General features: G+C 72.1%; 24 protein-coding genes and 2 tRNA genes. 17 read left to right on the top strand and 9 right to left on the bottom strand.

Features of this window, described 5'->3' with window-relative positions; all coding sequences use genetic code 11:
* Positions 1–241 precede the first annotated feature (241 nt).
* Positions 242–1,771 (top strand): peptide deformylase, encoded by a 1,530-nt coding sequence (locus ABZ452_RS19410; RefSeq protein WP_357944502.1) that lies wholly within the window; start codon positions 242–244, stop codon positions 1,769–1,771.
* Between the two features lie 119 nt (positions 1,772–1,890).
* Here the strand turns inward: ABZ452_RS19410 and ABZ452_RS19415 are convergent, their stop codons facing one another.
* Positions 1,891–3,012, bottom strand: a complete 1,122-nt coding sequence (locus ABZ452_RS19415; RefSeq protein WP_357944504.1) for a globin domain-containing protein — start codon at positions 3,010–3,012, stop codon at positions 1,891–1,893.
* Positions 3,013–3,156: 144 nt separating this feature from the next.
* On the opposite strand from ABZ452_RS19415, the gene ABZ452_RS19420 reads away from it, so the two are divergent.
* Entirely contained in the window at positions 3,157–3,930 is a 774-nt protein-coding gene (locus tag ABZ452_RS19420) for a CPBP family intramembrane glutamic endopeptidase (protein ID WP_357944506.1), read from the top strand.
* Positions 3,931–3,968: 38 nt separating this feature from the next.
* Here ABZ452_RS19420 and ABZ452_RS19425 read toward each other — a convergent pair whose 3' ends face one another.
* A complete protein-coding gene (locus tag ABZ452_RS19425; protein WP_357944509.1) occupies positions 3,969–5,423 on the bottom strand; it encodes a hypothetical protein in 1,455 nt (484 codons plus the stop codon).
* A gap of 133 nt (positions 5,424–5,556) precedes the next feature.
* Between ABZ452_RS19425 and ABZ452_RS19430 the strand changes: the two genes are divergently transcribed.
* The 3 genes from ABZ452_RS19430 (at position 5,557) to ABZ452_RS19440 (ending at position 7,352) form a co-directional block, all read left to right on the top strand.
* Positions 5,557–5,647 (top strand) — tRNA-Ser (locus tag ABZ452_RS19430).
* A gap of 35 nt (positions 5,648–5,682) precedes the next feature.
* Positions 5,683–5,755: transfer RNA gene (locus ABZ452_RS19435), tRNA-Arg, on the top strand.
* Positions 5,756–6,131: 376 nt separating this feature from the next.
* Positions 6,132–7,352, top strand: a complete 1,221-nt coding sequence (locus ABZ452_RS19440; protein WP_357944511.1) for a low temperature requirement protein A — start codon at positions 6,132–6,134, stop codon at positions 7,350–7,352.
* A 208-nt stretch (positions 7,353–7,560) separates the two neighbouring features.
* On the opposite strand, the gene ABZ452_RS19445 is transcribed toward ABZ452_RS19440, so the two are convergent.
* Positions 7,561–8,268 carry a WYL domain-containing protein gene (locus tag ABZ452_RS19445; RefSeq protein WP_357944514.1) on the bottom strand — a complete coding sequence of 236 codons (708 nt, stop codon included), beginning with the start codon at positions 8,266–8,268 and terminating at the stop codon, positions 7,561–7,563.
* Positions 8,269–8,318: 50 nt separating this feature from the next.
* On the opposite strand from ABZ452_RS19445, the gene ABZ452_RS19450 reads away from it, so the two are divergent.
* Complete coding sequence (locus tag ABZ452_RS19450) at positions 8,319–9,011, top strand: alpha/beta hydrolase (protein ID WP_357944517.1); 693 nt, start codon at positions 8,319–8,321, stop codon at positions 9,009–9,011.
* A 56-nt stretch (positions 9,012–9,067) separates the two neighbouring features.
* On the top strand, positions 9,068–9,688 hold the full coding sequence (locus tag ABZ452_RS19455) for a hypothetical protein (RefSeq protein ID WP_357944520.1): 621 nt from the start codon (positions 9,068–9,070) through the stop codon (positions 9,686–9,688).
* A gap of 56 nt (positions 9,689–9,744) precedes the next feature.
* On the opposite strand, the gene ABZ452_RS19460 is transcribed toward ABZ452_RS19455, so the two are convergent.
* Both ABZ452_RS19460 and ABZ452_RS19465 read right to left on the bottom strand, forming a co-directional pair.
* Positions 9,745–10,272: an SRPBCC family protein gene (locus ABZ452_RS19460; protein WP_357944522.1), complete on the bottom strand. Its 528-nt coding sequence runs from the start codon at positions 10,270–10,272 to the stop codon at positions 9,745–9,747.
* A 27-nt stretch (positions 10,273–10,299) separates the two neighbouring features.
* Entirely contained in the window at positions 10,300–10,902 is a 603-nt protein-coding gene (locus tag ABZ452_RS19465) for a hypothetical protein (protein WP_357944525.1), read from the bottom strand.
* Between the two features lie 139 nt (positions 10,903–11,041).
* Here ABZ452_RS19465 and ABZ452_RS19470 point away from each other — a divergent pair, with 139 nt between their 5' ends.
* From ABZ452_RS19470 to ABZ452_RS19500, 7 genes are all read left to right on the top strand, one after another.
* Positions 11,042–12,034 (top strand): ABC transporter permease subunit, encoded by a 993-nt coding sequence (locus ABZ452_RS19470; RefSeq protein WP_357944527.1) that lies wholly within the window; start codon positions 11,042–11,044, stop codon positions 12,032–12,034.
* Positions 12,035–12,175: 141 nt separating this feature from the next.
* Complete coding sequence (locus ABZ452_RS19475) at positions 12,176–13,093, top strand: ABC transporter ATP-binding protein (RefSeq protein WP_357944530.1); 918 nt, start codon at positions 12,176–12,178, stop codon at positions 13,091–13,093.
* On the top strand, positions 13,090–14,109 hold the full coding sequence (locus tag ABZ452_RS19480) for an ABC transporter permease subunit (protein WP_357944533.1): 1,020 nt from the start codon (positions 13,090–13,092) through the stop codon (positions 14,107–14,109). The genes ABZ452_RS19475 and ABZ452_RS19480 overlap by 4 nt, the downstream gene beginning before the upstream one ends.
* Before the next feature lie 60 nt (positions 14,110–14,169).
* Complete coding sequence (locus ABZ452_RS19485; RefSeq protein ID WP_357944536.1) at positions 14,170–15,189, top strand: ATP-binding cassette domain-containing protein; 1,020 nt, start codon at positions 14,170–14,172, stop codon at positions 15,187–15,189.
* Positions 15,186–15,995, top strand: a complete 810-nt coding sequence (locus tag ABZ452_RS19490; RefSeq protein WP_357944540.1) for an ABC transporter permease — start codon at positions 15,186–15,188, stop codon at positions 15,993–15,995. The genes ABZ452_RS19485 and ABZ452_RS19490 overlap by 4 nt, the downstream gene beginning before the upstream one ends.
* A gap of 65 nt (positions 15,996–16,060) precedes the next feature.
* Positions 16,061–16,405, top strand: a complete 345-nt coding sequence (locus ABZ452_RS19495) for a metalloregulator ArsR/SmtB family transcription factor (RefSeq protein ID WP_357944543.1) — start codon at positions 16,061–16,063, stop codon at positions 16,403–16,405.
* A complete protein-coding gene (locus tag ABZ452_RS19500) occupies positions 16,402–16,842 on the top strand; it encodes an SRPBCC domain-containing protein (protein ID WP_357944546.1) in 441 nt (146 codons plus the stop codon). The genes ABZ452_RS19495 and ABZ452_RS19500 overlap by 4 nt, the downstream gene beginning before the upstream one ends.
* 32 nt (positions 16,843–16,874) lie before the next feature.
* Here ABZ452_RS19500 and argS read toward each other — a convergent pair whose 3' ends face one another.
* The 4 genes from argS to ABZ452_RS19520 form a co-directional block, all read right to left on the bottom strand.
* Entirely contained in the window at positions 16,875–18,593 is a 1,719-nt protein-coding gene (argS, locus tag ABZ452_RS19505; RefSeq protein WP_357944548.1) for an arginine--tRNA ligase, read from the bottom strand.
* Positions 18,594–18,875: 282 nt separating this feature from the next.
* Positions 18,876–19,934 carry a tryptophan--tRNA ligase gene (trpS, locus tag ABZ452_RS19510; protein ID WP_357944551.1) on the bottom strand — a complete coding sequence of 353 codons (1,059 nt, stop codon included), beginning with the start codon at positions 19,932–19,934 and terminating at the stop codon, positions 18,876–18,878.
* An 89-nt stretch (positions 19,935–20,023) separates the two neighbouring features.
* Positions 20,024–20,191, bottom strand: coding sequence for a hypothetical protein (locus ABZ452_RS19515; RefSeq protein WP_357944554.1), 168 nt, complete (start codon positions 20,189–20,191; stop codon positions 20,024–20,026).
* A 52-nt stretch (positions 20,192–20,243) separates the two neighbouring features.
* On the bottom strand, positions 20,244–20,690 hold the full coding sequence (locus tag ABZ452_RS19520) for a PRC-barrel domain-containing protein (RefSeq protein WP_357944557.1): 447 nt from the start codon (positions 20,688–20,690) through the stop codon (positions 20,244–20,246).
* A gap of 287 nt (positions 20,691–20,977) precedes the next feature.
* Here ABZ452_RS19520 and ABZ452_RS19525 point away from each other — a divergent pair, with 287 nt between their 5' ends.
* From ABZ452_RS19525 to ABZ452_RS19535, 3 genes are all read left to right on the top strand, one after another.
* Positions 20,978–21,445, top strand: a complete 468-nt coding sequence (locus tag ABZ452_RS19525; protein WP_357944559.1) for a hypothetical protein — start codon at positions 20,978–20,980, stop codon at positions 21,443–21,445.
* Positions 21,446–21,514: 69 nt separating this feature from the next.
* Positions 21,515–22,075, top strand: a complete 561-nt coding sequence (locus ABZ452_RS19530; RefSeq protein ID WP_357944620.1) for an alpha-ketoglutarate-dependent dioxygenase AlkB — start codon at positions 21,515–21,517, stop codon at positions 22,073–22,075.
* A 40-nt stretch (positions 22,076–22,115) separates the two neighbouring features.
* The gene (locus ABZ452_RS19535; RefSeq protein ID WP_355643363.1) at positions 22,116–22,370 is read left to right on the top strand and encodes a hypothetical protein; all 255 of its coding nucleotides are present in this window, start codon (positions 22,116–22,118) and stop codon (positions 22,368–22,370) included.
* Positions 22,371–23,216 lie beyond the last annotated feature (846 nt).

Raw genomic sequence — 23,216 nt, forward strand, 5'->3', positions numbered from 1 at the left:
CCACAGATCCCCGGTGAGGGGAAGTGGGTCCGTGGGCTCCGGGGAGAGGTCCCGCTCACTCCGACGCCGCTCGCGTACTACCCGGCGGGATGGGCGGAAAACGCCGCCGAGCGGGGCGGCGGGCCGCGCAAGCATCGACGGATGCCGCTGAATTGTCAAGGTGAGTGTCGAATACGAGGCAGTTTCCGTACACGTTCGGCCACTGAACGTGAAAATGGTCTTCCCGCGTACGAGGAAGCCGATGACGACCTCACCCATCGAGCGCGCCGCCGACTCGTTCGCGGCCGAACTCGCCCGGCACCGCACCGGCCGAGGGCTGTCCAAGAAGCAGTTGGCGACGCTGATGGGCTTCGACCCGTCGTACGTCAGCCACGTCGAGGGGCGCCGGCACCGGCCCACCGAGGACTTCGCCCGCCGCGCCGAGGCCGTCCTGGAGGCCAGCGGCGCGATCTGGCAGCGCTTCCGGGAGTACGACGAGCTGCGGCACGGCCGCTCCGGCGGCGCACACCGGGACCCGCCCGTGCCCGGCCAGTGGCTGCCGCCCGGCACCGGGCTGGTGGTCGAGCGCGAGATCGCCACCCTCACCCACAGCGAGGACGGCTACCACTGCGCGATCCGGCGCGAGCTGTACAACGCGGGCACCGAACCGGTCACCCGCTACCTGGTCCGCGTCGCCGTCGACCGCTACCCCAACGACCCGGGCCGCTCCAACCGGCACCACCGGGAGCACCCGCTGACCTTCGCCGAGCTGCAACTCACGGCCTACCGGGACGACGGGGGCGCGCGGGAGCCGATGCACTGGCGGGCCAAGCACGACCGGGACGCGTTCAAGGAGATCTGGCTGCTCTTCGAGAACGACGAGGGGCGCTTCCCGCTCTACCCCGGCGACCGGGTCACCATCGAGTACGCGTACCGGGTCGGGCGGGACAAGTGGGGCCCCTGGTTCCAGCGCGCCGTACGCCTGCCCACCCGGCACCTCGCCGTACGCCTCGACCTCCCCGCCGACCTCGACCCCAAGGTGTGGGGGGCGGAGACCTCACTCTCCGCCGAGGAGGGGCCGCTGCGTACCCCCATCCAGCGCGGCGACGACGGTGGCCGGGCCATCTTCGAATGGGCGACCGACGACCCGCCACTGAACGCCCGCTACCGGATGCAGTGGCGGTTCCGGAGCCAGCCGCCCGACGTCGAGCCCGAAGGCCCGGCACCCGGCACCCGGATCCGGGCCAGCGACCGCATGCGTGCCGTCGGCATCGTGCAGCGCGGCGACGACCTGCTCCGGCAGCAGGCCCGCCCGTTCGACCTGCCGCGCGAGGAACAACTCGCCCGGGACGTGGTCGACCGGCTCTCCGGCCTGCTGGCCCGCCTCGACGAGCTGCACCCGTTCAGCAAGGGCGTCGGCATCGCCGCGCCGCAGCTCGGGCTCGGCTGGGCCGCCGCCCTGGTCCGCCCCGCCGACCGGGTGGCCGAACCCGTCGTGCTGCTCAACCCCCGGGTGGTGGACAGCTCCCCCGACACCGACGAGCAGTACGAGGGGTGCCTCTCCTTCTTCGACCACCGTGGCCTGGTGCCCCGACCGCTGCGGATCGACGTGGAGCACGCCCAGTGGGACGGCAGCCGGGTCATCACCTCCTTCGAGTACGCGATGGCACGGCTGGTCGCCCACGAGATCGACCACCTGGAGGGGCGCCTCTACGCCGACCGGATGGCCCCCGGCGTGCCGCTGGTGCCCGTTGAGGAATACCGGGAGAGCGGCAACCCCTGGCGCTACTGACCCGCGGGGACTCCGGTACGCGGGCCGGTTGCCGGCCCGACCCGCGTACCGGTGAACGGGGGCCGGGTCGCGTGCCCCAGGGGGCAGGGGCACGCGACCCGGCTCGGGGGGAGCAAGGTCTACAGGTTGCCGAAGGTGTCGTAGCGGATGTTGTCCGGCGGCACGTCGTCGGCGGCCAGCGCGCGCAGGGTCGCCCGGACCATCGCCGCCGAGCCGGAGACGTAGCAGTCGTGCGTGGTCCACGGGCCGTACCGGGTGACCACCTCGGAGATGTCGCCCAGCTCGCCGTCGAAATCCGGGTCGTCGCTGCACGCCGGGGTCACCGACAGCCACGGATGGGCGGCCACCAGCTTCTCCAGGCCCGGCAGCGCGTACAGCTCCGCGGGCCGGCGGGCCCCGTAGAAGACGTGCACCCAGCGCGTCCGGTTGACCCGGGTCAGCTCCTCCACCAGCGCCTTGATCGGCGCCAGGCCGACGCCGCCGGCCACGCAGAGGATGTCCCGGGTGGAGGCCCGGTCCAGGGTCATCGAACCCATCGGCGCGGCCACCCGCAGCAGATCCCCCGGCCTGGTCCGGCGGACCAGCGCCCCGGACACCCAGCCCGCCGCCCCGGCCGGCGTCCGCACGTGGAACTCCAGCACGTTCTCCTCGTTCGGGGCGTTCGCCACCGAGTACGTCCGCCACACCCGTGGGTGGTAGCGGGGCGTCTCGATGCTCACGTACTGGCCGGCCCGCCACGTCATGGGGTGCTGGAGGGCGCGCACGGTCAACACCGCGGTGTCCGGGCCGTGCCGCTCGTGGGTGAGCACCTCGGCATGCCAGAACGGCGGGTTGTCGTCGGCCGCCGCACCGGCGAGCATCCGCTCGCTGATGCTGGCGTACGCCTCCCGCCACGCCTGGTCGTACTCCAGGTTCCAGCCGTCGCCGGCGGTGCTGCGCAGCGCGTCCAGCAGGGCGACGCCCATGGTCTCGTAGTGGCTCGCCTCGACATGGAACTTCCGGTGGTCCCGGCCCAGCGCGCGCAGGTACTCGTCGAAGCTCTCCGGGTCGTCCACAGTCTGGGTGGCCGTGACGATCGCCTCCAGGATCCGGTCGCCCTGGCCGTTCATCTGCACCGGGAAGAGCATGCGCAGCGCCGGGTCGAGAAGGAACAGCCGGGCGTAGAAGTGACCGCTGAGCCGCTCCCGGTCCTCCTCGACCAGGGTCCAGCTCTCCTTCAGCAACCGCGCGAAGTTCTCCACAGGGGCACGCTCCTTCTCCGGACGGGCGGATCGGCCCCCATAGAATCTCCACGGAGCGTGCCGGCCGGTCGCACAGAATGTGCGATCGGCTCACCTGGCCGCAGGCGCGTGCCGACCGCCCTCCGAGTGGGGCACAGTGGTCCGGTGACGGTTGACGAGCTCACCCGCCCGGTCTCCCGCCGGACCCTGGGCACCGAGACGCTGCTCGTGCTCGGCCTCTCCCTCGGCCAGTCGGCCGTGTACGCCCTGGTCTCGCTGGTCGCCAAGCTGACCGCCACGGGCGGGCTGTCGAAGCAGACCGCCGCGCTGAACACCTCCGTGTCGGCCCGGCCGTACCTCGACCTGGCGTACCAGCTCCTCGGGATCCTCTTCGCGCTGCTGCCGGTGCTGCTCGCCGTACACCTGCTGGCGCGCGACCCCGGCGACCCGGCGCGGACGCTCGGCGCCGACCTCACCCGACCCGGGTCGGACCTGGCCCGGGGCGCCGGTCTGGCCGCGCTGATCGGCCTGCCGGGGCTGGCCCTGTTCTGGGTGGCCGCCCACCTCGGGATCAACGCCACCCTCGTCCCGGCCGCCCTGCCGCACCTCTGGTGGGCGGTGCCCGTGCTGATCCTGGCCGCCGTGCAGAACGCCGTGCTGGAGGAGGTGATCGTGGTCGGCTACCTGGTCACCCGGCTGCGGCAGCTCCAGTGGCGGCTCGGCGCGGTGCTCGCGGCGAGCGCCGTGCTGCGCGGGTCCTACCACCTCTACCAGGGCTTCGGCGCGTTCCTCGGCAACGCCGTGATGGGCGTGATCTTCGGCCTGTTCTACCTGCGTACCCGGCGGGTGGGGCCGCTGATCGTAGCGCACACCCTGCTCGACGTGGTCGCCTTCGTCGGCTACGCCCTCCTGCCGAAGTCCTGGTTCGGCTGGCTCTGACCGGGCGCCCCACCGCCGCCTGCCCGGGGGTAGGTGGATCACCGGCGGGGCGGGCGGTAGAGGCTTGTCGCGCGGGCGGCCAGGCGCTCGGCAGCGGTGGCGTCGCCGGTCGCCGCGGCGAGCGCCGCCGCGCCGGGGAGCAGCCGCGCGGCGAGCCGCAGGCCCAGCCAGCCGGCGGCCTGCGCGGCCAGCGGAGTCGCCAGCCGCCACGCCGCCTCGGCCGCCCGGGACAACGAACCCTCCGCCGGAGCGCCGGCCGAGCGCACCCCGTCCAGCGCGGCGCGCGCCGTCCCGGCGTCCGGGTGCACCTGCGTCAGCACCAGCAGCTCGACCACCCGGTCCGGATGAGCCGGATCCCGGCCGTAGACGGCGGCCAGGTGCAGCACCAGGTTGGCCTGGGTCCACAGCACCGCCGTGAGCTCCGCCACCGGCGCGAACAGCCCGGCACCGGCCGCGAGCGCGCCACCCGTGCCGGCCAGCCGGACGAACCGCCGGGTCACCAGCCGGGCCAGCCCGTCGGCGTCGGCGTCCGGGTAGGCGTCACGGGTCCGCTGCACCCAGTCCGCGGCGCGCGGCCCGAGCGCGTCCACCGCCGCGAGGGCCAGTAGCTCCGGTGCGAAGCCCGGGTGTTCGAGTACGCGTACGCCGACCGCCCGCCAGCCCTGCCCCTCCACCGGCCGGCCGAGGTGAGCGGCCGGCGCGGGAACGACCTCCCCGGCGACGGCCGGTCGGGCAGCGGACCCGGTCGCGGCCGCCTCGACCTCGGCCTGCGGATCGGGTGGGCCGACCTGCGCGGCGGAAACCCGCTTCGCCGGGGCGGTCTTGTCCGCCTGGGCGGCCCTGGTGCTCTTCCGCGTCCGTCCGGTCCGCGCCGCCGTGACGGTCTCCGCCGCCGGCGCGGCCGGCTCGGGCCCGACCGTCCCGGCCGCCTCGGTGCCCGCGGGTGCGGTGGTTCCGAGCGCCGCCGGAGCCTCGGTCGCGCTCGCGGTCGCGGTCGTGGGCTTCGGCGCTGCCGGCGCTTGGGTCGCGGTCGTGGGCTTCGGCGCTGCCGGAGCTTCGGGCGCGGTCGTGGGCTTCCGTGCCGCCGGGGTGGCCTTCTTCGGCGGGGTGGCCTTCTTCGCGGCCGGAGCACGGCGGGCCCGCTTCGGGGGCTCCTCGATCACCGGCTCGTCGGCGGGAGCCGCGGCCGGCGGCGGCGCGGCGGGCGGCGTACCCGGATCGGTCGTGGTGGCGATCTCGGCAGGCGGGCGCGGGCCCGGGGTCGCCGGAGCGCCGGCGGCGGGCGTGCTGGCCTGCACGGGGTCGGGTGGCTGGAACAGGACGCTCGGCGCGGCCTTTGCCCGCCGGGGCCGCGGTGGTGTGTCGTCGGCCACCTCGGCCGGGGCGGGCTCCGGCGTGGGTGGCGGGGTGAAGGTCGGGCGGGGGGAGCGGCTCCGCCGGCCCTGGGCGGCGGGCTCGCGACGGGGCTGATCGCTCGGCGGCTGCTCCTGCATATCGATGGAGCGTAGACCCGAGCGTGACATGGCACACGACGAAAACGCGGGGGGTGGGAGCTTCCCGGTAGTCGCTTTGCCCCGGGTGGGTGTGGGCCTGTATCCTCGGGCGCGGTGGTCTCCGGGCCACCAGGGAGACTTCGCCTAGTCTGGTCTATGGCGCCGCACTGCTAATGCGGTTGGGGTTTTAAAGCCCCTCCCGGGTTCGAATCCCGGAGTCTCCGCGCGAAAGCCGGTGTGTAGACTGGCCGAGCAGCAAGCGCCCGTAGCTCAATGGATAGAGCATCTGACTACGGATCAGAAGGTTAGGGGTTCGAGTCCCTTCGGGCGCACATAGGTAAACACTCAGGGCCGGTCGCTTGCGACCGGCCCTGAGTGCAACCGGTGACAGCAACGTCATTTTCTTGGAGTCCTCATCAAGGCGGCCCGCGCCGGTCCGGCTCCCGCCCGCTGGCGACCTCCGGCCGACATCGGCCCGGCCGGCCACACTCAGGGACGACGAGGGCTCCGAAGACCTCGGGACTCCGACCCGATCCCGGCCCTTCTCAGAGATCCCATTCAGCTCAGCTTGGCGCTCACAAACGCAGACAGATCGGCGCAGGTGTAATCCGTGTCTGGCTCGGGCCAGCCTCTACCGCCGTCACCGCCCAGGTCGATGAGACGGCCAAATCGGTGCGCGCAAGGCATTGCTCTGGCGAGCATGGTGGGATGGGGCGACCATCGAACCCGGCGCAGGCCGGGGGCATCCTGCGTGGCGAGGAGGACGCCCAGCAGGTCAGCTTCCTGGAGCTGTTCTTCGACCTGGCGTTGGTCTTCGCCCTGGTCGGGGTCGTCAGCCGGATGGTGCCGGACCTGCTCTCCCCCAACCTGGGCCTGCGCTGGCGGTCGCTGCTGTACACGGTCGTCTTGGCCCTGCCGTTGCTCTGGCTGTGGACGACCACCACGTACATAACCAGCCGGTTCGACTTCCGCAACCGCTGGATTCAGCTGCTGGTCCTGGTCAGCGCGTTCGGCCTGCTGATCATGGCGACGTCCCTGCCGTACGAGTTCGAGCCGCGCGGCGCCACCTTCGCCGTGGTGTACGTGGTGCTGCATGTAGGACGCCCTCTGCTGCTCCGGCCGTTGTTACGGGAGCACGACGAGGTACGGGCGCTCTACACCCGCCTGGCCATCTGGGCCAGCGTTTCGGGCGTGATCTGGCTGGCCGGGGCGGTGATGCGCGGAAACTTCCGGGTCGTGCTGTGGTTGATCGCCATCACTGTGGACCTGGTCGCGGCGCGGTTCAAATGGCCGATACCCGGCATCCACCGAGCGCCCACCAGCGCGTGGGCGATGGCCAGCAGCCGACACCTGCCCGAGCGCTACCAGCAACTGTTGCTGATCGCGCTCGGCGAGACGGTGTTGTCCATCGGCCTCACCTACACCAAGCACCCCGCCACGTTCGCCGCAACGGCGGCCCTGGTGATCACGTTCCTGTCATCCGTGCTGATGTGGCGGATCTACTTCTATCGTGCTGGCGAGGTGCTGGCCGAGGCCGTCGAGATGTCGTCGAACCGGGCAGCTGCCGGTGGGATCGTCGGCGTGGCCCATCTGCTCATGGTGCTCGGCATCACCGCCGTCGCGGCTGGCGCGGAGGTCGTGCTGGCGCACCCGTCCGGGTCCTCCGTGCCGGCCTGGCTCTTCGTCATCCTCGGCGGGCCGGCGATCTTCCTGTTCGGCCGCAGTCGGCTGGAACGGGTCGTCTTCAACCGGCTCGCCGTGCGCCGGCTCGTCGGCATCGCCGTCCTGATTCTGCTGGCGCCGCCGCTGTTCTTCGCCCCGCCGTTGCTCGCCGCCATCGCCGCTGCCGTCGTGCTGCTCGGCGTCGCCGCCGCGGACGCTCGACGCGCCGCCGGCCGCCCACCCGAGGCCCCATCCCCGTCCGCCTAGCGGTGGCGGTCCGCATCCACGCACATGTCGTCGGAGCGGGCCGGGCGGTAGCTTGCCTCCATGCGTGCGGAGGTGCGGTACGTCCGGTTCCCGGACCTCGAATCTGCCGAATCCTGCGATAACAAGGTGCAGCTCGCCGAGGTGTACGTCGGCGTCGTCGGCGAGCCGGGCGAGGAGCGGAGGGAGCCTGGAACCTCCCTCGCCGGGATCAAATCGCAAGTCGTACTCGGACGGAGGCCGCCGTCGAGGGAGGTGTGCCGAGCTCTTCGACGGGCATGTCGATGGCAGGTTGAGTGGTGAGACTTGCGCGCTCGATCCGATCGAGGCGGAACCACCGGATCGCCTCGCGGCGGTGACAGCGCGCCACGAGGAACCAGTGGCCGGCCGTGAACGCGAGTAGTTGGGGGTCAACCAGGCGGGTTGTCGGGGCACCGTGGCGATCGCGGTAGTGCAGCACCAGGACCTTGCGCTCCTGAAGGGCATGTTCGATCGCGCTGCGTCGGCGCGGATCAGCTGCTTCGGTGGGGCTCTGGTCGATCCAGACGCGCTCGGTCAAGCCGTCCGCGTGCCGCCGCGCCTGCGGGTCCATCACCGCCAGCACTTTCACCAGGGCGGCTCGGGCCTGCCTGTCGAATGGTTGTCCACGGTGTGCTGCGATCGCCGCGGCGAGCGCGGAAGCTTCGGCGGCGGTGAAGTTCACCGGCGGCAAGGTGGCGGCATGGTCGACGACGTATCCGCCGATCCGGCCCGTGCGCGCCCAGACGGGGAACCCGCCCTGTTGCAGAGCGGAGATGTCGCGCTTGACGGTGCGGACACTGATCTCGAACGTGGCGGCGAGCTGTTCCGCGGTGCGGCCTCGGGGACCGGCACGGCGGAGATCTTCCCGGATCGCGTAGAGCCGGTCGGTGCGGTTCATGCGTGAACGGTGCCATAACGGTGACATCCAGCGCCTCCAGAATCCGGCGCATGACACAGTCGCACGAACCCATCCTGCTGTTGAGCGGCGCCGGTCTTCCCACCTGGATCTGGGATCAGGTGCGCGAAGAACTGGCCCCGTCGCACCGGACGGTGGTCGCTGAGCGACCGCGTCATGATCGCGCTTCGCTCACGGAGTACGCCGCTGCGGCACTGGATTCGGCACCGTGGGAGCGTTTCGCGGTCGTGGCGCATTCCAGTGGCGGGACTGTCGCAGCGGAACTCGTCACCCGCGCACCTGACCGGGTGGGCGCGTTCCTGGCGGTCACGGCCGTCGTGCCGAAGCCGGGACGCAGCTTCCTCGCCTCGATGCCGTTGCCGAACCGGGTCGTGCTGAGCCTGGCCATGCGGCTGGCTGGCACCCGACCGCCCGATGCCGCCATCCGGCGAGGCGTGGCCAGCCGGGTCGACACGGAGACGGCCGATCGCATCGTGGCGGAGTTCAACCCCGAGTCCGTGCGCCTCTACCGGGACGCGCCGGAAGGCGGCGTCTTTCCCGAACGTCGGGGCTACCTCTCCGCCAGCCGGGACGCTGCACTCCCGATCGGACTGCAGCAGCGATTCGCGCGCAACCTCGACACGAGCTGGAATGAATCTTTCGACAGCGGACACCTACCCATGCTCGAAGCGCCCGACGCTCTCGCCCGGCGAATCAAGGACTTCCTCGCCCACAGACCCAGTTGACCGCAGTCGGCCACTGCGGACGGACAGGATCACGTCCCCTGGCTAAGCTCTCCGCAATGCAGGCCGAGCAACAGCCACAGGTCGGATCTGTCCAGGCGCGGAACAACCAGCCGGGGGACGCCCAGGCCGCCTACGCGGCCGGGTCAGCGCCCTCCGCACCCCGCCGTCGACCGTGGCGGCGCCCGTTCCTGATGGCGGCCATTGTCCTCGCGGTCCTGGCAGCCGCCGCGGCCGTGCTCACCTACGTTCGGGGCGGCTTCAACGACGACGGTCGTTTCCGCGCGGAGCCACCGCCGTGCGCGGCGCTCGAGCCGAGTGTGCATCTGCTCGGCACCACCTACACCTTGCAGCAGGCCGGCTCCAACAATTGCCAGCTCATGCTTCCGCAAAATCATCCCGACTACGTCGCGGCTCCCAAGATCGAGGTCTACTACAAAATCATCACCTCCCCCGGGAAGGATGCGCCGGATGCCGCCAGCCAGGAACTACGGCGGGTGATGAGGGAGCCCAGGCCACTGCCCGGCGTGGGCGACGAGGCGTACCGCTGGAGCGGGGGCCTGGCCCTGCGGGTGAGCAACCTCGTGGTGGGCATCGTGGTCCACCCACGGCAAGCCAGCACGGAGGAGCAGCTCCAGGCCTTTGCCGCTGACCTTGCTGACCGCCTGGGCGAAAGCTGAGTTGTCAGCGGCGGAGCTGCGTACCCGGAAGCGATCTTGGGTCCGCGCCGCCCTGGTCAGTCGGGGTGGTGGTGATCGCCGACGGATCTCCGCCCGAACTTGCCGGCGACCGCGTGCGCGGTGTCGGTGACCTCCCCTGTCTCCAGGAGTTGCTTCAGCCGGCGCAGGTTCGCCGCGACCTCCGCGGCGGGTGGCTTCCCGGCCAGGGTCAGCGCGATGCGGCCCAGTCTCCCGAAGGGTGTCTCCAGCACCTCGTGAACCTCGGTCCGGCCCGGGTCGGACCCGGGGGCGAACCGCACCGTCCAGCGACTTCTCATCCCGGGCGCGGCAGTGGTCTCGTACCGGAGCAATGTGTTCGTGCGCTCCTCGGTGAGCCTTACCGTGGAGCGGAGTCTCACGCCGAGGGGTCCCCGAATTGCCCATCGGAACGTTGCCGGCCCGATCTGTTCACTGGCCATGACGTCGCCCAGGAAGCGGGGCAGGTTCCGGAAGTCGCGGTAGAAGTCGAAGACGTCCGCCACCCGGCGCTCTATGGTCACTCTCGCCTCGGCCGGGTGGTCGCGGCGCGGTGGTGAGTGGCGCATCGCTGCCTCCCACGGATGCTTCGCATGTCAGCCCTGCTGCGATCCACGCCGCTTGCCCGAGTGCCCGTCCACTAAACCCCGGCTCGGGTCCCACTGCCGGTTGGCCTCCTCCGCCGCCCGTCGGCGCTCGGCGGCGACACGCCTGCCCGCGTCGAGTCCGCGCATCGACGCGCCGACCGTCACGGCGGCGAGCCAGGCAAGGGTGCCCAGCACCGCGACGGCCCGGAAGCCGCCGGTCACCCAGCAGGCGAGGATGACGGCGAGCCCGCCGGCCGCGATGCCCCGGCCCGGTGTGGCGGGCAGGTGTCGCAGCGCCGAGCCGATGAGCACGGCCAGCGCCAACGAGGCGATGGGGCTGGGCTCCTGCGGCAGGTCGGCGACCTGCGAGCCGAGGACCGCCATCGCGACCACGGCCAGGCCGGCGACGGCCGTCCAGGTCCGGTTGGTCCGGCGACCCAGCGCGAGCAGGGACACCACCGCGGCCACGGCGGTGTCGGGGACCGCGTAGCCGCCGCCCCAGCTGTCGCTGATCATGTACGCGGTGAAGGCGGTGCCGAGTAGGGCCGCCACGGCGAAGGCGACGTCGAAGGCCATTGCGGCCCCGCGGGCCGACCGGTCCGAAGTGTCCATGCGACGGACGCTAGGTAGTCGCCGGGGTCGCCGAACCGGTCAAAAGTACGGTCCGGGCGCGTCGAGCCGTGCTTTGGGCCGATGTTGCCGGGGGACCGCCTCCCCAGGATGGGCTCATGCCTACCGAAGAGGTGCCGCGATGCTCTGGTTGAGTTGGCGGCAGTTCCGCACCCAGGCCCTCGTCGGCGTCGTCGCGCTCGCGCCGCTGGCGGCCCTTCTCCTGTTCACCGGTCTGGACATCCGGCGGGCCTACGACCGTTACCGGTCGCGGTGCGGGGTCGCCGACCGGTGCCTGGACGCGATGAGCCAGTTCCAGGACGACTACCGGACCCGGCTGCTCCTTCTCGCCCTGCTGCTGGCGGTCCTCCCGGCCGTGCTGGGCGTGTTCTGGGGCGCGCCGCTGATCGCCCGGGAGTTGGAGACGGGCACCCAGCGGCTGGTCTGGAACCAGAGCGTCACGCGGCGCCGCTGGCTGGCGGTCAAGCTGCTCGTCGTCGGGTTGGGCAGCGTGCTGGTCGCGGCCCTGGCCAGCCTGCTGCTGACCTGGGCGGCGAGCCCTTACGACGAGGTGTCGGGGGAGCGGTTCGGCGCGCTGGCGTTCGGCGCCCGCAACCTGACGCCGGTCGCGTACGCGGCGTTGGCCTTCGTGCTCGGCGCGGTCGCCGGGCTGCTGGTGCGGCGGACGGTGCCGGCCATGGCGTTGACCGTCCTCGCCTTCACGCTGCTCCAGCTCCTGATGCCGAACCTGGTGCGGCCGCACCTGCTGGCGCCGGTCACCGTGACCAGGCCGATGACCGCCGGCGCGCTCCGCGAGCTGCGCGGGGTAGGCGCCGATGCCACGGTGAAGGGTCTGAGCGTCCCCGACGCCTGGGTCACCGGCACCAGCAAGCTGCTCACGGCCGGCGGACGGCCGGTCGACGCCAGGACGATGGACACCTGCCTGACCCGGCCGCCGCGGGGCGCCGGCGACACGGCGGACTGCCTCGGCGCGTTGAACCTGCACGTCACGGTCGTCTACCAGCCCGACAGCCGCTACTGGTCGTTCCAGTGGATCGAGTCGGCGGGCTGTCTCGCGCTCGCGGGGCTGCTGGCGGGCTTCGGCCTGTGGCGGATCCAACGGCAGGTCTGCTGATCGCCGCCCGCCGGGGCGGTGCCGGGGAACCGCGGCCGCCGCGCGCCGTCAGGAAAACCGGTCAAAAGTACGGTGACCGGAAGCGCCCGACCCGACTTTGGACCGATGCAGCGGCACACCCCGATCCGCAGGATCGATGCCATGCCACCGGAGAGTCCCTTTCCCGCACTCCAGGCCGAGGGCCTGACGAAGCAGTACGGCAAGCGGCCGGCGCTGGCCGACTGCGACCTCGACGTCCCCCGCGGACGGGTCGTCGGCCTGGTCGGGCCGAACGGCGCCGGCAAGTCCACGTTGCTGAACCTCGCCTGCGGCCTGATCACGCCGACCGCCGGGACCCTGCGGGTGCTCGGTTCGCCCCCGGCGGCGGACGCCGCACACCTGGCCAGGGTCGGGTTCGTCGCCCAGGACACCCCGGTCTACGGCGCGTTCACCGTGGCGGACCACCTGCGGATGGGTGCGAAGCTGAACCCGTCCTGGGACCGGTCCCTGGCGGACCGGCGCATCGCGCAGGTCGGGCTCAACCCCAAGCAGAAGGCGGGCCGGCTCTCCGGCGGCCAGCGCGCCCAGCTGGCGCTGACCATCGCCGCCGCGAAGCGCCCCGAGCTGCTGATCCTCGACGAGCCGGCCGCCGCGCTGGACCCGCTGGCGCGGGACGGGTTCATGCAGAACCTCATGGAGTTCGTCGCCGAACTCGGCGCCAGCGCGATCCTCTCCTCGCATCTGCTCGGTGACGTGGAGCGGGTCTGCGACTACCTGATCGTGCTCTGCGCCTCCCGGGTGCAGGTCGCCGGCGAGGTGACGGACCTGCTGGCCCGGCACCACCGGCTGGTCGCCCCGCGCGGCGAGCTGGACCGGCTGCCGGCCGGGGTGGAGGTCATCCGGGTGCGGCACACCGACGAGCGCAGCGAGGCGGTGGTGGGGGTGGCCGGGACGCTGCCGCGTACGCCCTGGAGCGTCGAGCCGGTCTCGCTGGAGGACCTGGTCCTCGCCTACATGACCCGGGCGGCCGGGGTTCCCGCCGGCCCGGCCGGCGCCCCGGTGGGGGAGGTCGTGCGGTGATCTGGTTGACCTGGCGGCAGTTCCGCGGGCCGGCCCTGGCCGGCGTCGTCGCCCTGGCCCTGCTCACCGCGTGCCTTCTCCATCTCGGGTTCGACATCCGGGAGTCCTACGACAACCACCGGGCACAGTGCGCCGGCCTGGCCGACTGCGGTCCGCAGCTGAGCCGGTTCAGCGCCGACCACGAGAACACCCTGCTCTACCTGGCCGCGGTGCTCGGGCTCATCCCGGGGCTGGTCGGCATGTTCTGGGGCGCGCCGCTGGTCGCCCGGGAGGTGGAGGCCGGGACCCAACGGCTGGTCTGGAGCCAGAGCGTGACCCGGCGGCACTGGCTGGCGGTCAAGCTGGCCGTGGTGGGGCTGGCCGGCATGGTGCTGACCGGCGCGGCCAGTCTGCTGCTGACCTGGGCGGCCGGCCCGGTCGACCAGGTGGCCGACAACCGGTTCAGCACCATCCTGTTCGGCTCCCGGAACGTCGCGCCGATCGCGTACGCGGCCTTCGCCCTCGTGCTCGGGACGATCATCGGGCTGCTGGTGCGCCGGACGGTGCCGGCCATGGCGCTGACCATCCTGACCTTCGTCGTCGTCCAGTTCCTGGTGCCCAACGTGGTCCGGCCGCACTTCCTGCCGGCGGAGCATCGCACCGTGCCGATGACCGCGCAGGCCATCAACCAGGCCCGCAGCCTGGGCAGCATCACCGGTGCTCCGGTGGTGAAGGGCCTGACCGTGCCGGACGCCTGGGTCACCGACGTCAGCGAGCTGCTCACGCGGACCGGCGAGCCGCTGGACGAGGGGATCTTCGACGGGTGCTTCACCGACGCGCCGGCGACCGGCACGGCCGAGGGCCCGTACGGGGACACCGCGGTGTGCCTGGCGGAGCACGACCTGCACGTGACGATCGCGTACCAGCCGGACAGCCGGTACTGGTCCTTCCAGTGGCTGGAGTCGGCGTTCTACCTGCTGCTCGCGGGGCTGCTGGCCGGCTTCGGGTTCTGGCGGCTCCAGCGCCGCCCGAGCTGAGCGCCGGACTTGACCGGTAGGAATTTCCCTACCTATTGTCGTCGCCATGGGAGAGCGCCGATGCCACTGATGATCGAGGCCGTGGGCCTCAGCAGGTCCTTCGGAAAGGTCGCCGCCCTCAACGGGCTCGACGTGCGCCTGGAGTCCGGCCAGGTCGCCGCGATCCTCGGCCCCAACGGCGCCGGCAAGACCACCTTCCTGCGCATGATCTCCACGCTCGTCCGGCCGGACGCCGGCACGCTGCGGGTCTGTGGCGTCGACGTGACCGCCGAGCCGGCCCGGGTCCGCCAGCTGATCGGCCTCGCCGGGCAGCACGCCACGGTCGAGCCCGCGCTGACCGGGCGGGAGAACCTTCAGCTGATCGCCCGGCTGTTCGGGCAGGACCGGCGCAGCGCCCGGGCCAACGCCGAGGAGATGCTGGAGCGGCTGCGCCTCGGCGAGGCCGGCGACCGGCTGGTCCGCACCTACTCCGGCGGCATGCGGCGGCGCCTCGACCTGGGCGCCAGCCTGGTCGGCCGTCCGCAGGTCCTGCTGCTCGACGAGCCCACCAGCGGGCTCGACCCGCGGAGCCGGATCGAGCTGTGGGACACCATTCGCACGCTCACCACCGACGGCACCGACGTCCTGCTCACCACGCAGTACCTGGAGGAGGCGGACCGCCTCGCCGACACCATCCTGATCATCGACCATGGGCAGGTGGTCGCCTCCGGCACGGCCAAGGAGCTCAAGAGCCGGGCCGGCCGCGACATCGTGGAGATCCACGTCCGCGACCGTGCCGATCTCGATCCGGCCGTGCGGGCGCTGGCCCGGATCGGCGCCGAGACGCCGGTGGTCGACCACGGCTCGCTGATGGCCTCGGTGGCGGTCGACGCCGGCCCGGAGCGGCTCCGCGAGGCGTTGCGGGAGGTCGGTGAGCTGGGCGTGCACGTCGAGGATGTGGCCCTGCGCCGGCCCACGCTCGACGAGGTGTTCCTGTCGCTGACCGGGCCGGTCGAGCCCCGTGGCGGCGAGCCGGGGCCGCCCGGGTCCTCCGCGGGCACCGAGCCCGAGCCCGAGACCGTGTCGAGGAGTGCCCGATGACCGCCGTGACCGCGCCGCACCCGGCCAACAGCGCCCGCATGCTGCCCAGCGTCGGTGTCCTCACCGGGCGCGCCCTGCGCATCTACCGGCGTACGCCCCAGCTGCTGTTCCTGCGGATCGTGCAGTCGGTGGCGTTCCTGCTGATCTTCCGGTACGTCTTCGGCGGCGCGATCGGCACCGGCACGATGCGCTACGTCGACTTCATGGCGCCCGGGCTGCTCACGGTGGGCATCATGTTCGCCACCATCGGCACCGCGCTCGGGGTGGCCGAGGACCACGTCGGGGGCCTCTTCGACCGGCTGCGGTCGCTGCCCATGCCGCGCAGCGCGGTGCTCACCGGCCGCGTGCTGGCGGACCTCGCCATGACCGTCGCGGTGCTCGTCCCGACCATCGTGATCGCGTTCGCGGTGGGGATGCGGGTGCACACCGGCTGGGCGTCCGCGCTCGGCGCGCTGGGCCTCCTGGTGCTGTTCGGGTTCGCCTTCGTCTGGGTCTTCGTGGCGGTCGGGCTGCTGGCCGGCAGCGTCCAGGCGGCGCAGGGCATCTCGTTCATCGTGATGCCGATCAGCTTCGCGTCCAGCGCCTTCGTGCCCACGTCCAGCATGCCGGGCTGGCTCCAGGCGTTCACCGAGCACCAGCCGGTGACGGTGGTGGTCGACGCGGTCCGCACCCTCACCCAGGGCGCGCCCGCCGAGGCGCTGCTCGGCCACGGCACCGGCTACTACGTCACCCGGGCGTTGATCTGGATCATCGTGCTGACCGTGGTCTTCGCGGGCCTGGCCATCGCTCGCTACCGGAGCCGCTGACCGGCGGCTATCGTTCCGGTGCCGGATCGCACCGGTTCCGGGCCAGGTGACCTCCAGGGGGTGCGGTGTCCTCCGCCACGGGAGTGGACGTCTTCGCGGCGCTGGCCAGCCCGGTCCGCCGCGACCTCATCCGGCTGCTGCGCGACGGCGGCCCGCAGTCGGTGCAGGATCTGGCCGCCTCGTTCGACATGCGCCGGCCCAGCGTCTCCGAGCACCTCAAGGTGCTCCGCGACGCCGGCCTGGTGACCGAGCGCCGCAGTGGCCGCAAGCGGCTCTACCGGCTGGAGCCGGAGCCCCTCATGGACCTGCGCGACTGGCTCACCCCCTACGAACGGTTCTGGCGCGAGCGGATGAGCGACTTCGCCGCGCTGGTGGCCGAGGAGTCCGCAACCGAGGGGGAGCCGGAGTGACCGCACCGGACAAGATCGAGGTCGACCAGTTCCTGCCGTATCCGCCGGCGCAGGTGTGGCGGATCCTGGTCGACCCCGATCTGATGGCCCGCTGGCTGATGCCCAACGACTTCAAGCCGGTGGTCGGCCACCGGTTCACCTTCCAGGGCAGGCCCATGCCGGCGCTGCGCTTCGCCGGCACCATCCACTGCGAGGTCCTCGCCGTCGAGCCGGAACGCCTGCTCCAGATCACCTGGGCGGACCGCGGCGGCAGTGGCCTCGACTCGGTCGTCACCTGGCGCCTGGAGCCCGAGGGCCGGGGCACCCGGATGCTGATGGAGCACTCCGGCTTCGACCTCGACAGCCCGTTCCAGGCGGTCGCCCACCGCACCATGGGCAGCGGCTGGCGTTCCTCGGTGGTGCGCTCCATGCTCACGGTGCTGGAGCAGGAGGCCTGACGGCCCGCGGGCGCCGCCCCGGACACTCGCCCTTACAGCCGCTCCGGGGTGCGGATGCCGAGCAGGTGGAGGCCCTGCCGGAGCACCCGCGCGGTCAGGTCGCAGAGCACGAGCCGGCTCTCCCGGACCGGCTCGTCGGCCCGCAGCACGGGGCAACGCTCGTAGAAGGCGCTGAAGGCGGCGGCGAGCCGGGACAGATAGCCGGTCAGGTGGTGGAACTCCAGGTTCTCCGCCACCTCGCCGACCACCGCGCCGAAGCCGACCAGCTCGAAGGCGAGCGCCCGCTCGGCCGGCTCGGCCAGCGAGATCCCCGCCTCCGGCCGCGCCGCCACCCCGGCCCGCCGGAAGATCGACCGGATCCGGGAGTACGCGTACTGGAGGTAGGGGGCCGTGTTGCCGTCCAGCGACAACATCCGCTCCCAGTCGAGCACGTAGTCCTTGTGCCGGTCGCTGGACAGGTCGGCGTACTTGATCGCGCCGATGCCGACCGCCCGGCCCACCTCGGCCGACTCCGCGTCGCTCAGCTCCGGATTCCGCTCCCTGGCCAGCGCGGTGGCGCGGGCCACCGCCTCCTCCAGGAGCCCGACCAGCTTCACCGACCCGCCGGCCCGGCTGCGCAGCATCCGCCCGTCCGGCCCGAGGATCGAGCCGAACCCGACATGCTCGGCCCGGGCGGGCGGGGCCACCCAACCGGCCTGCGCGGCGGCGGCGTAGACCATCTCGAAGTGCCGCCGCTGCGGCAGCCCGACCACATAGAGCAGTCGGGTCGCGCCCAGCGTGCCGGTCCGGTGCCGGATCGCCGCGAGGTCGGTCGCCGGATAGCCGTACCCGCCGTCGGACTTGCGCACGATGAGCGGCAGCGGCTCGCCGTCCCGGCCCACCGAGCCGGGCGGGAACACGCAGGCCGCGCCGTCGCTGGACCGCAGCAGCCCGAGCCGGTCCAGTTCATCGACCACCGGGCCGAGCAGGTCGTTGTAGCTGCTCTCGCCGTGGAAGTCCCGCTCGGTGAGGGTGACGTCGAGCAGGTCGTAGACGGTGAGGAAGTAGCGCTCGGACTGCTCCACGAGCAGCCGCCACAGCCGCAGCGTCGACGGATCCCCGCCCTGCAACGCCACCACGCGCAGCCGGGACCGCTCGCGGAACGCCTCGTCCGCGTCGAACTTGGCCCGGGCCGCCTTGTAGAACGAGTCCAGGTCGCCCATCGACAGCTCCCGCGCCGCCTCGGTCTCGCCCAGGTCGGCCAGGTGCTCGATCAGCATGCCGAAGGGGGTGCCCCAGTCGCCCAGGTGGTTGGCCCGCAGCACCCGGTGCCCCAGCCACTCCAGCAGCCGGGCCGCGGCGTCGCCGATCACGGTCGAGCGCAGGTGCCCGACGTGCATCTCCTTCGCCACGTTGGGCGCCGAGTAGTCGATCACCACGGTCTCCGGGGTGGTGGTCGCCGGCACCCCGAGCCGCGGGTCGGTGGCCAGGGCGGAGACCAGCCCGGCCAGGGCCTCGTCGGCCACGGTCAGGTTGAGGAAACCCGGACCGGACACCTCCGCCACGCTGCACAGGTCGGCCAGTTCCGCGCGCTCCAGCACCTCGGTGGCGACGGCCCGCGGCGGCCGGCCGATCCGCCGGGCCAGCGCCAGCGCCGCGTCGGACTGGAAGTCCGCCCGCTGGGAGCGCCGCACGACCGGGTCGACCGGCACGCCGGCCACCGTCGCGAACGCCGGCGCCAGCCGGTCGGTCAGCAGTTTCTCCAGATCCATGGGTACGCCGATCTCGCTCGGATCCGCCCCAGGCGGATCACCGGACGGGGATGCGGGCGGACCGAGGACGATCGGCGATGACCGGCGGCTCGATCCGCCGGTCGCAGTGAGGAATGCTCAGCGCAGGCGGTCGCGGGACCGCCGGCGTCGCAGCGCGCCGAACAGGACGTCGGAAGACGCCGTCGGGTACGCGTGCGAGCTGGTCATGCCGGCAGCCTAGCCGGTCGGCCCGGGGGCGGCGCAAGGCCGTTCCCGGGCCGGCCGGCCGGCGTACCCGGGAACTCAGGCCGGCGTGCCGGCGGTCTTGCGGTAGCGCTCGGCCCGCCGCCGCACCTGGGTGTACGCGCTGGTCAGACCCATCGCCCGGCGGACCTCGACAAGGGTGCGGCGCACCTCGGCGCGGGTCCGCTCGGTGCCCGCGACGATCAGCTCATCGACCAGGCCGGGTTGCCCCTCGAACCGGGCCCGCCGCTCGCGGACCGGGTCGAGGAACCGGTTGAGCGCGCCCGCCAGTTCCTCCTTGACCTCGACGTCACCGACCCGGCCGGCCCGGTAGCGCGTCTTCAACTCCTCGACGGTCGCCCGGTCCGGGTGGAACACGTCGAGGTACGCGAAGACCGGGTTCCCCTCGACCGTGCCCGGCACGTCGGCGCGGATCCGGTTCGGGTCGGTGTACATGCCCAGCACCTTGCGCCGCACCGTGGCCGGGTCGTCGGAGAGCGCGATGGCGTTCCCCTTGCTCTTGCTCATCTTCCCGGCGCCGTCGGTGCCGACCAGGTTGGGCGTCTCCGACATGATCATTTCGGGTACGGGGAAGACCTCGCCGTAGAGGTGGTTGAAGCGCCGAGCGATCTCCCGGGTCACCTCCACGTGCGCGGCGTTGTCCTTGCCCACCGGCACGACCTGCCCCTTCACGCAGAGGATGTCGGCGGCCTGGAGGACCGGATACCCGAGCAGCCCGTACGGCATCTCCTCCTTGCCGGCGTCGCGGCTCATCTCCTTGAGCGACGGGACCCGTTCCAGCCGGGGCACGGTGATCAGGTTCTGGAACAGGGTGTTCAGGTCGCCGACCTCGGGGATCGCCGACTGGAGGTAGAAGGTGGCCCGGTCCGGCTCGACACCGGCGGCGAGGATGTCGGTGACCATCTCGCGGGCGTTGCGGGAGACCTGCTCGATGTCCTCGCGGCTGTTCCGCGTGGTGAGCATGTGCAGGTCGGCGATGATGAAGAAGCTCTCGTAGCGCTGGTGCAGCTTCACCCGGTTGGCGATGCTGCCGACGTAGTGGCCCAGGTGCAGCCGCCCGGTCGGGCGGTCACCGGTGAGCATCCGTGCTGAGGACATGGTCGTACGCCTCTCGTGGCTGTGCGGTGAAGGACGCGCGGGCGCGCGGAAGAGACCCGGGGTGTGCCCGGATCAGTGGGGTTGGCTCGTCAGTGCGAGCGCCGCCATCGCCCGCCGGCGCGGAACCGCAGCCCACCGGCACGGAGGACGTCGAGGATCTGCTCCCGACCGTCGTCGACGCGGGCCGGGAGAACCGGAGCGGCAGCCGCCGGGAGACCGTCGAGGGTCTTCGGGGCGCAGGTGCTCGGCCGGACCATGCCTGACACGGTAGCCGGTCCCCGGCCCACCGCGCAGACCGGAACGGCCTGCTCAGTCCCGCCGGTAGCTCTGGGCGTAGTAGTCGCCGACCTGCTCGCGATACTCGGCGCGGCCGAAGTCGTCGGGGTCGAAGGCCGGTGACTCCTTGACCTGGTCCCGGGTCCGGTCCACCTGCACGACGCGCTCCAGGTGGTCGACCCGGGCCACCGTGCCGACCGGCAGCAACACCTTCCGGCCGAAGATCCACGGCCCGGTGTCCACCACCAGATAGCCCGCGCCGGCGTCCTCGCTCGCCCGGTCGACCGCGCCGATCCGGCCGTCGGTCGCCTCCACCCGGTAGCCCGTGAGGTCGATCGGAGTGCCCGGGCCGGGCGCGTCGGGGCCGTCGTCGGCGGTGCCCTCGGGCCGCTGCCGCGGCACGTCGTCCGGGCGGCTCTGCTCGTAGCCGCCCGCTAGGGCCGACGGGTCCCGCCAGAGCCACGGATTGAACGGCTGCATGGTGCCACCTCCGGGTGTCGTTCGTGTCGCCACCCGGAACAGTGCCCGGCCGGCGAATCGGGGAAACACGAATGCAATTCCGAATTCATGTGGGATCGGTTCTGCGAGATACCTCATAATCGACTTCCACCGATCAACCAGACCACTCCCGCGCAGGTGGGAGGCCGTGTTGCGGTCGTCCGGCACACCGGAGCGCGGACCGGAGTGTCCAGCGCGCACATTCGGTGGGGCCGCCGTCCACACCATTCTGATCCCGCATCCGGTCGGCACCAGGAAAGGGAATTCACATGCAGCGAGCCATTGGACGAATCGGGATGGTGGCGGCCGGGGCGGCCGTGCTGGTGGCGGTGGCGGGCACCGGCGCGGCGGCCGCGGTGGTCAACCCGTACACCCCGCAGGCGCTCTGCGGGCTCGGCTTCACCGCCGTGGACCAGGACCCGATCCACGACACCGCCACCGGCGCGCGGCTCGGCACCGTCCACCTCCTCCGCAATCCCCTCACCGGGTACGGCTGCACGGTCACCCTGAAATCCGCGTACGTCGGCACGCTCACCGGGACCAGCGTCTACCTGGACCCGGAGTGGACGACCCACCGGGCGGACGAGGGCAACCGCCGCTACGCCGCCGGCCCGGTCCACCTCTACGTCGGCGCCGGCTGTGCGATCTGGGGCGGCTCGATGACCGACCCGGCGGGTGTCGTCCACCGCCACGACCGGGCGAACCCGGCGATCGGCGGGGCGGTCACCTGCTTCTGAGCACCGAGGGCGGGCCGGATTCGCGCGGCGCGTGGGCCGGCCCGCCGTTACGGTCGCCGGGTGGGCAGGATGCGGGGAATCCACGAGCGGCCGGCGGGGCTCACCTACCAGCCGGACCTGGTCGACGACGACGAGGAACGCTCGTTGGTCGCCACACTCGACTCGCTCGACTTCCGCGAGGTCCGCATGCACGGGCAGATCGCCCGGCGCACCGTCCGGCACTTCGGCTACGACTACGACTACGGCTCCTTCCAGCTCACGGCCACCGAGGCGCTTCCGGTGGCGCTGCGCTGGGTGCGCGAGCGGTGCGCGGCGCTCGCCGGGGTCGAGCCCGAGGCGCTCGCCCAGACGCTCGTCACCCGCTATCCACCGGGCTCCGTCATCGGCTGGCACCGCGACGCACCCGCCTTCGGGCCGACCGTCGTCGGCCTCTCGCTGGGCTCCGCGTGCCTGCTGCGGTTCCAGCGCGGCACCGGAGAGGACCGCCGGGTGTACGAGCTGGAGCTCGGGCCCCGCTCCGGGTACGCGCTCACCGGGGCGGCCCGGACCGCGTGGCAGCACAGCATCCCGCCGGTGCCGGCGCTGCGGTACTCGTTGACCTTCCGCATGCTCCGGTCCTCGGGCTCCTGACCTGACCTGCGGCGACCTCCCGCTGGCATACTGGCCAGCCATGGTGCTGTCGCGCGGCTGGTCGCTGTTCCTGGTCGGGGTCGGGGTCTGGACCTGGGTGATCTGGCCGCGGTTCGCGGTCGCCATCTGGAACGACCCGCGGGCGTGGTCGGCCGGCACGGTCGGCGAGGGCAGCCCGACCAGCTTCCTCTGGGTGCACGCGCTGCTCATCGCGGCGTCGCTGGCCATCGGTACGACCGTCGGAGTGCTCGGCATCCGGGGCTGGCTCGCGGCCCGCCGCCGGCCGACCGCCTGAGCGTCGCCTCCCGACGCCGCCGGTCCCGGGCGGGATTTCCGCGGCTCCTCGGGAATGGAGCGGCGCCCAGGAGCGCTGTGTCCCCTGTACGCGGGCCGCCCGGCCCTGGCCGGGAGCGGGGGAACCCTCGCCGCAGCGCCGTTGAGCAGGGAAGATAGCCCTGCGGTGATGATGTGACGCGGGACGCTACCCCTGGATTTGACGATCAAACCCGAATCCGCGTAACTTTCTCTCTGCCAGCGCGGAACGGGGCAAACGGGACGAAGGTCCTGGGGCCCGGAACCGGGACTGGCGCCGGCACCGACGAGGTTCTACCTCCACGGAGCTGGACCCGGGTGGGGCTCGCCGAAAACGCCGCAGGGCGGATTTGGCGCAGCGGAACCGACCGGGTAAGGTTGACGACCGGCAGGGCACCGGGCGAGCTGGCGGGACACCGCAAGTGGCCGGCCTGCCAAATCCGATGACCAAGCACAGCGGTCCGCCGCTGCGCGTGTTCAGCGGCGCCGACCCGTACGAAGCGTGACAGACCGGGACACACGGTTTGACACGGCAGAGACGGTGAGGTAACGTAGTAAAAGTGCCCGGCGCGAGAGCGGCGGGTGTGGTAAACGAAATGCCCCGGACGGGGGCTCCACGGTGTGGGGTTTCCGGATGGTGTGTGGTTGTTCTTTGAGAACTCAACAGGGTGCTTGATAAGCCAGTGCCAAATTGATTTATACCCCGGACTGGCAGCTCTTCTTTGGGAGGGTTTGCTGGTTGGGATTCCTTTGGCAACACTTTTGTTGTCAGGATGATTGTTCAACAAAGATTTTTGTTGGAGAGTTTGATCCTGGCTCAGGACGAACG

The sequence above is a fragment of the Micromonospora sp. NPDC005707 genome (assembly GCF_040631005.1).
Classification (GTDB): Bacteria; Actinomycetota; Actinomycetes; order Mycobacteriales; family Micromonosporaceae; genus Micromonospora.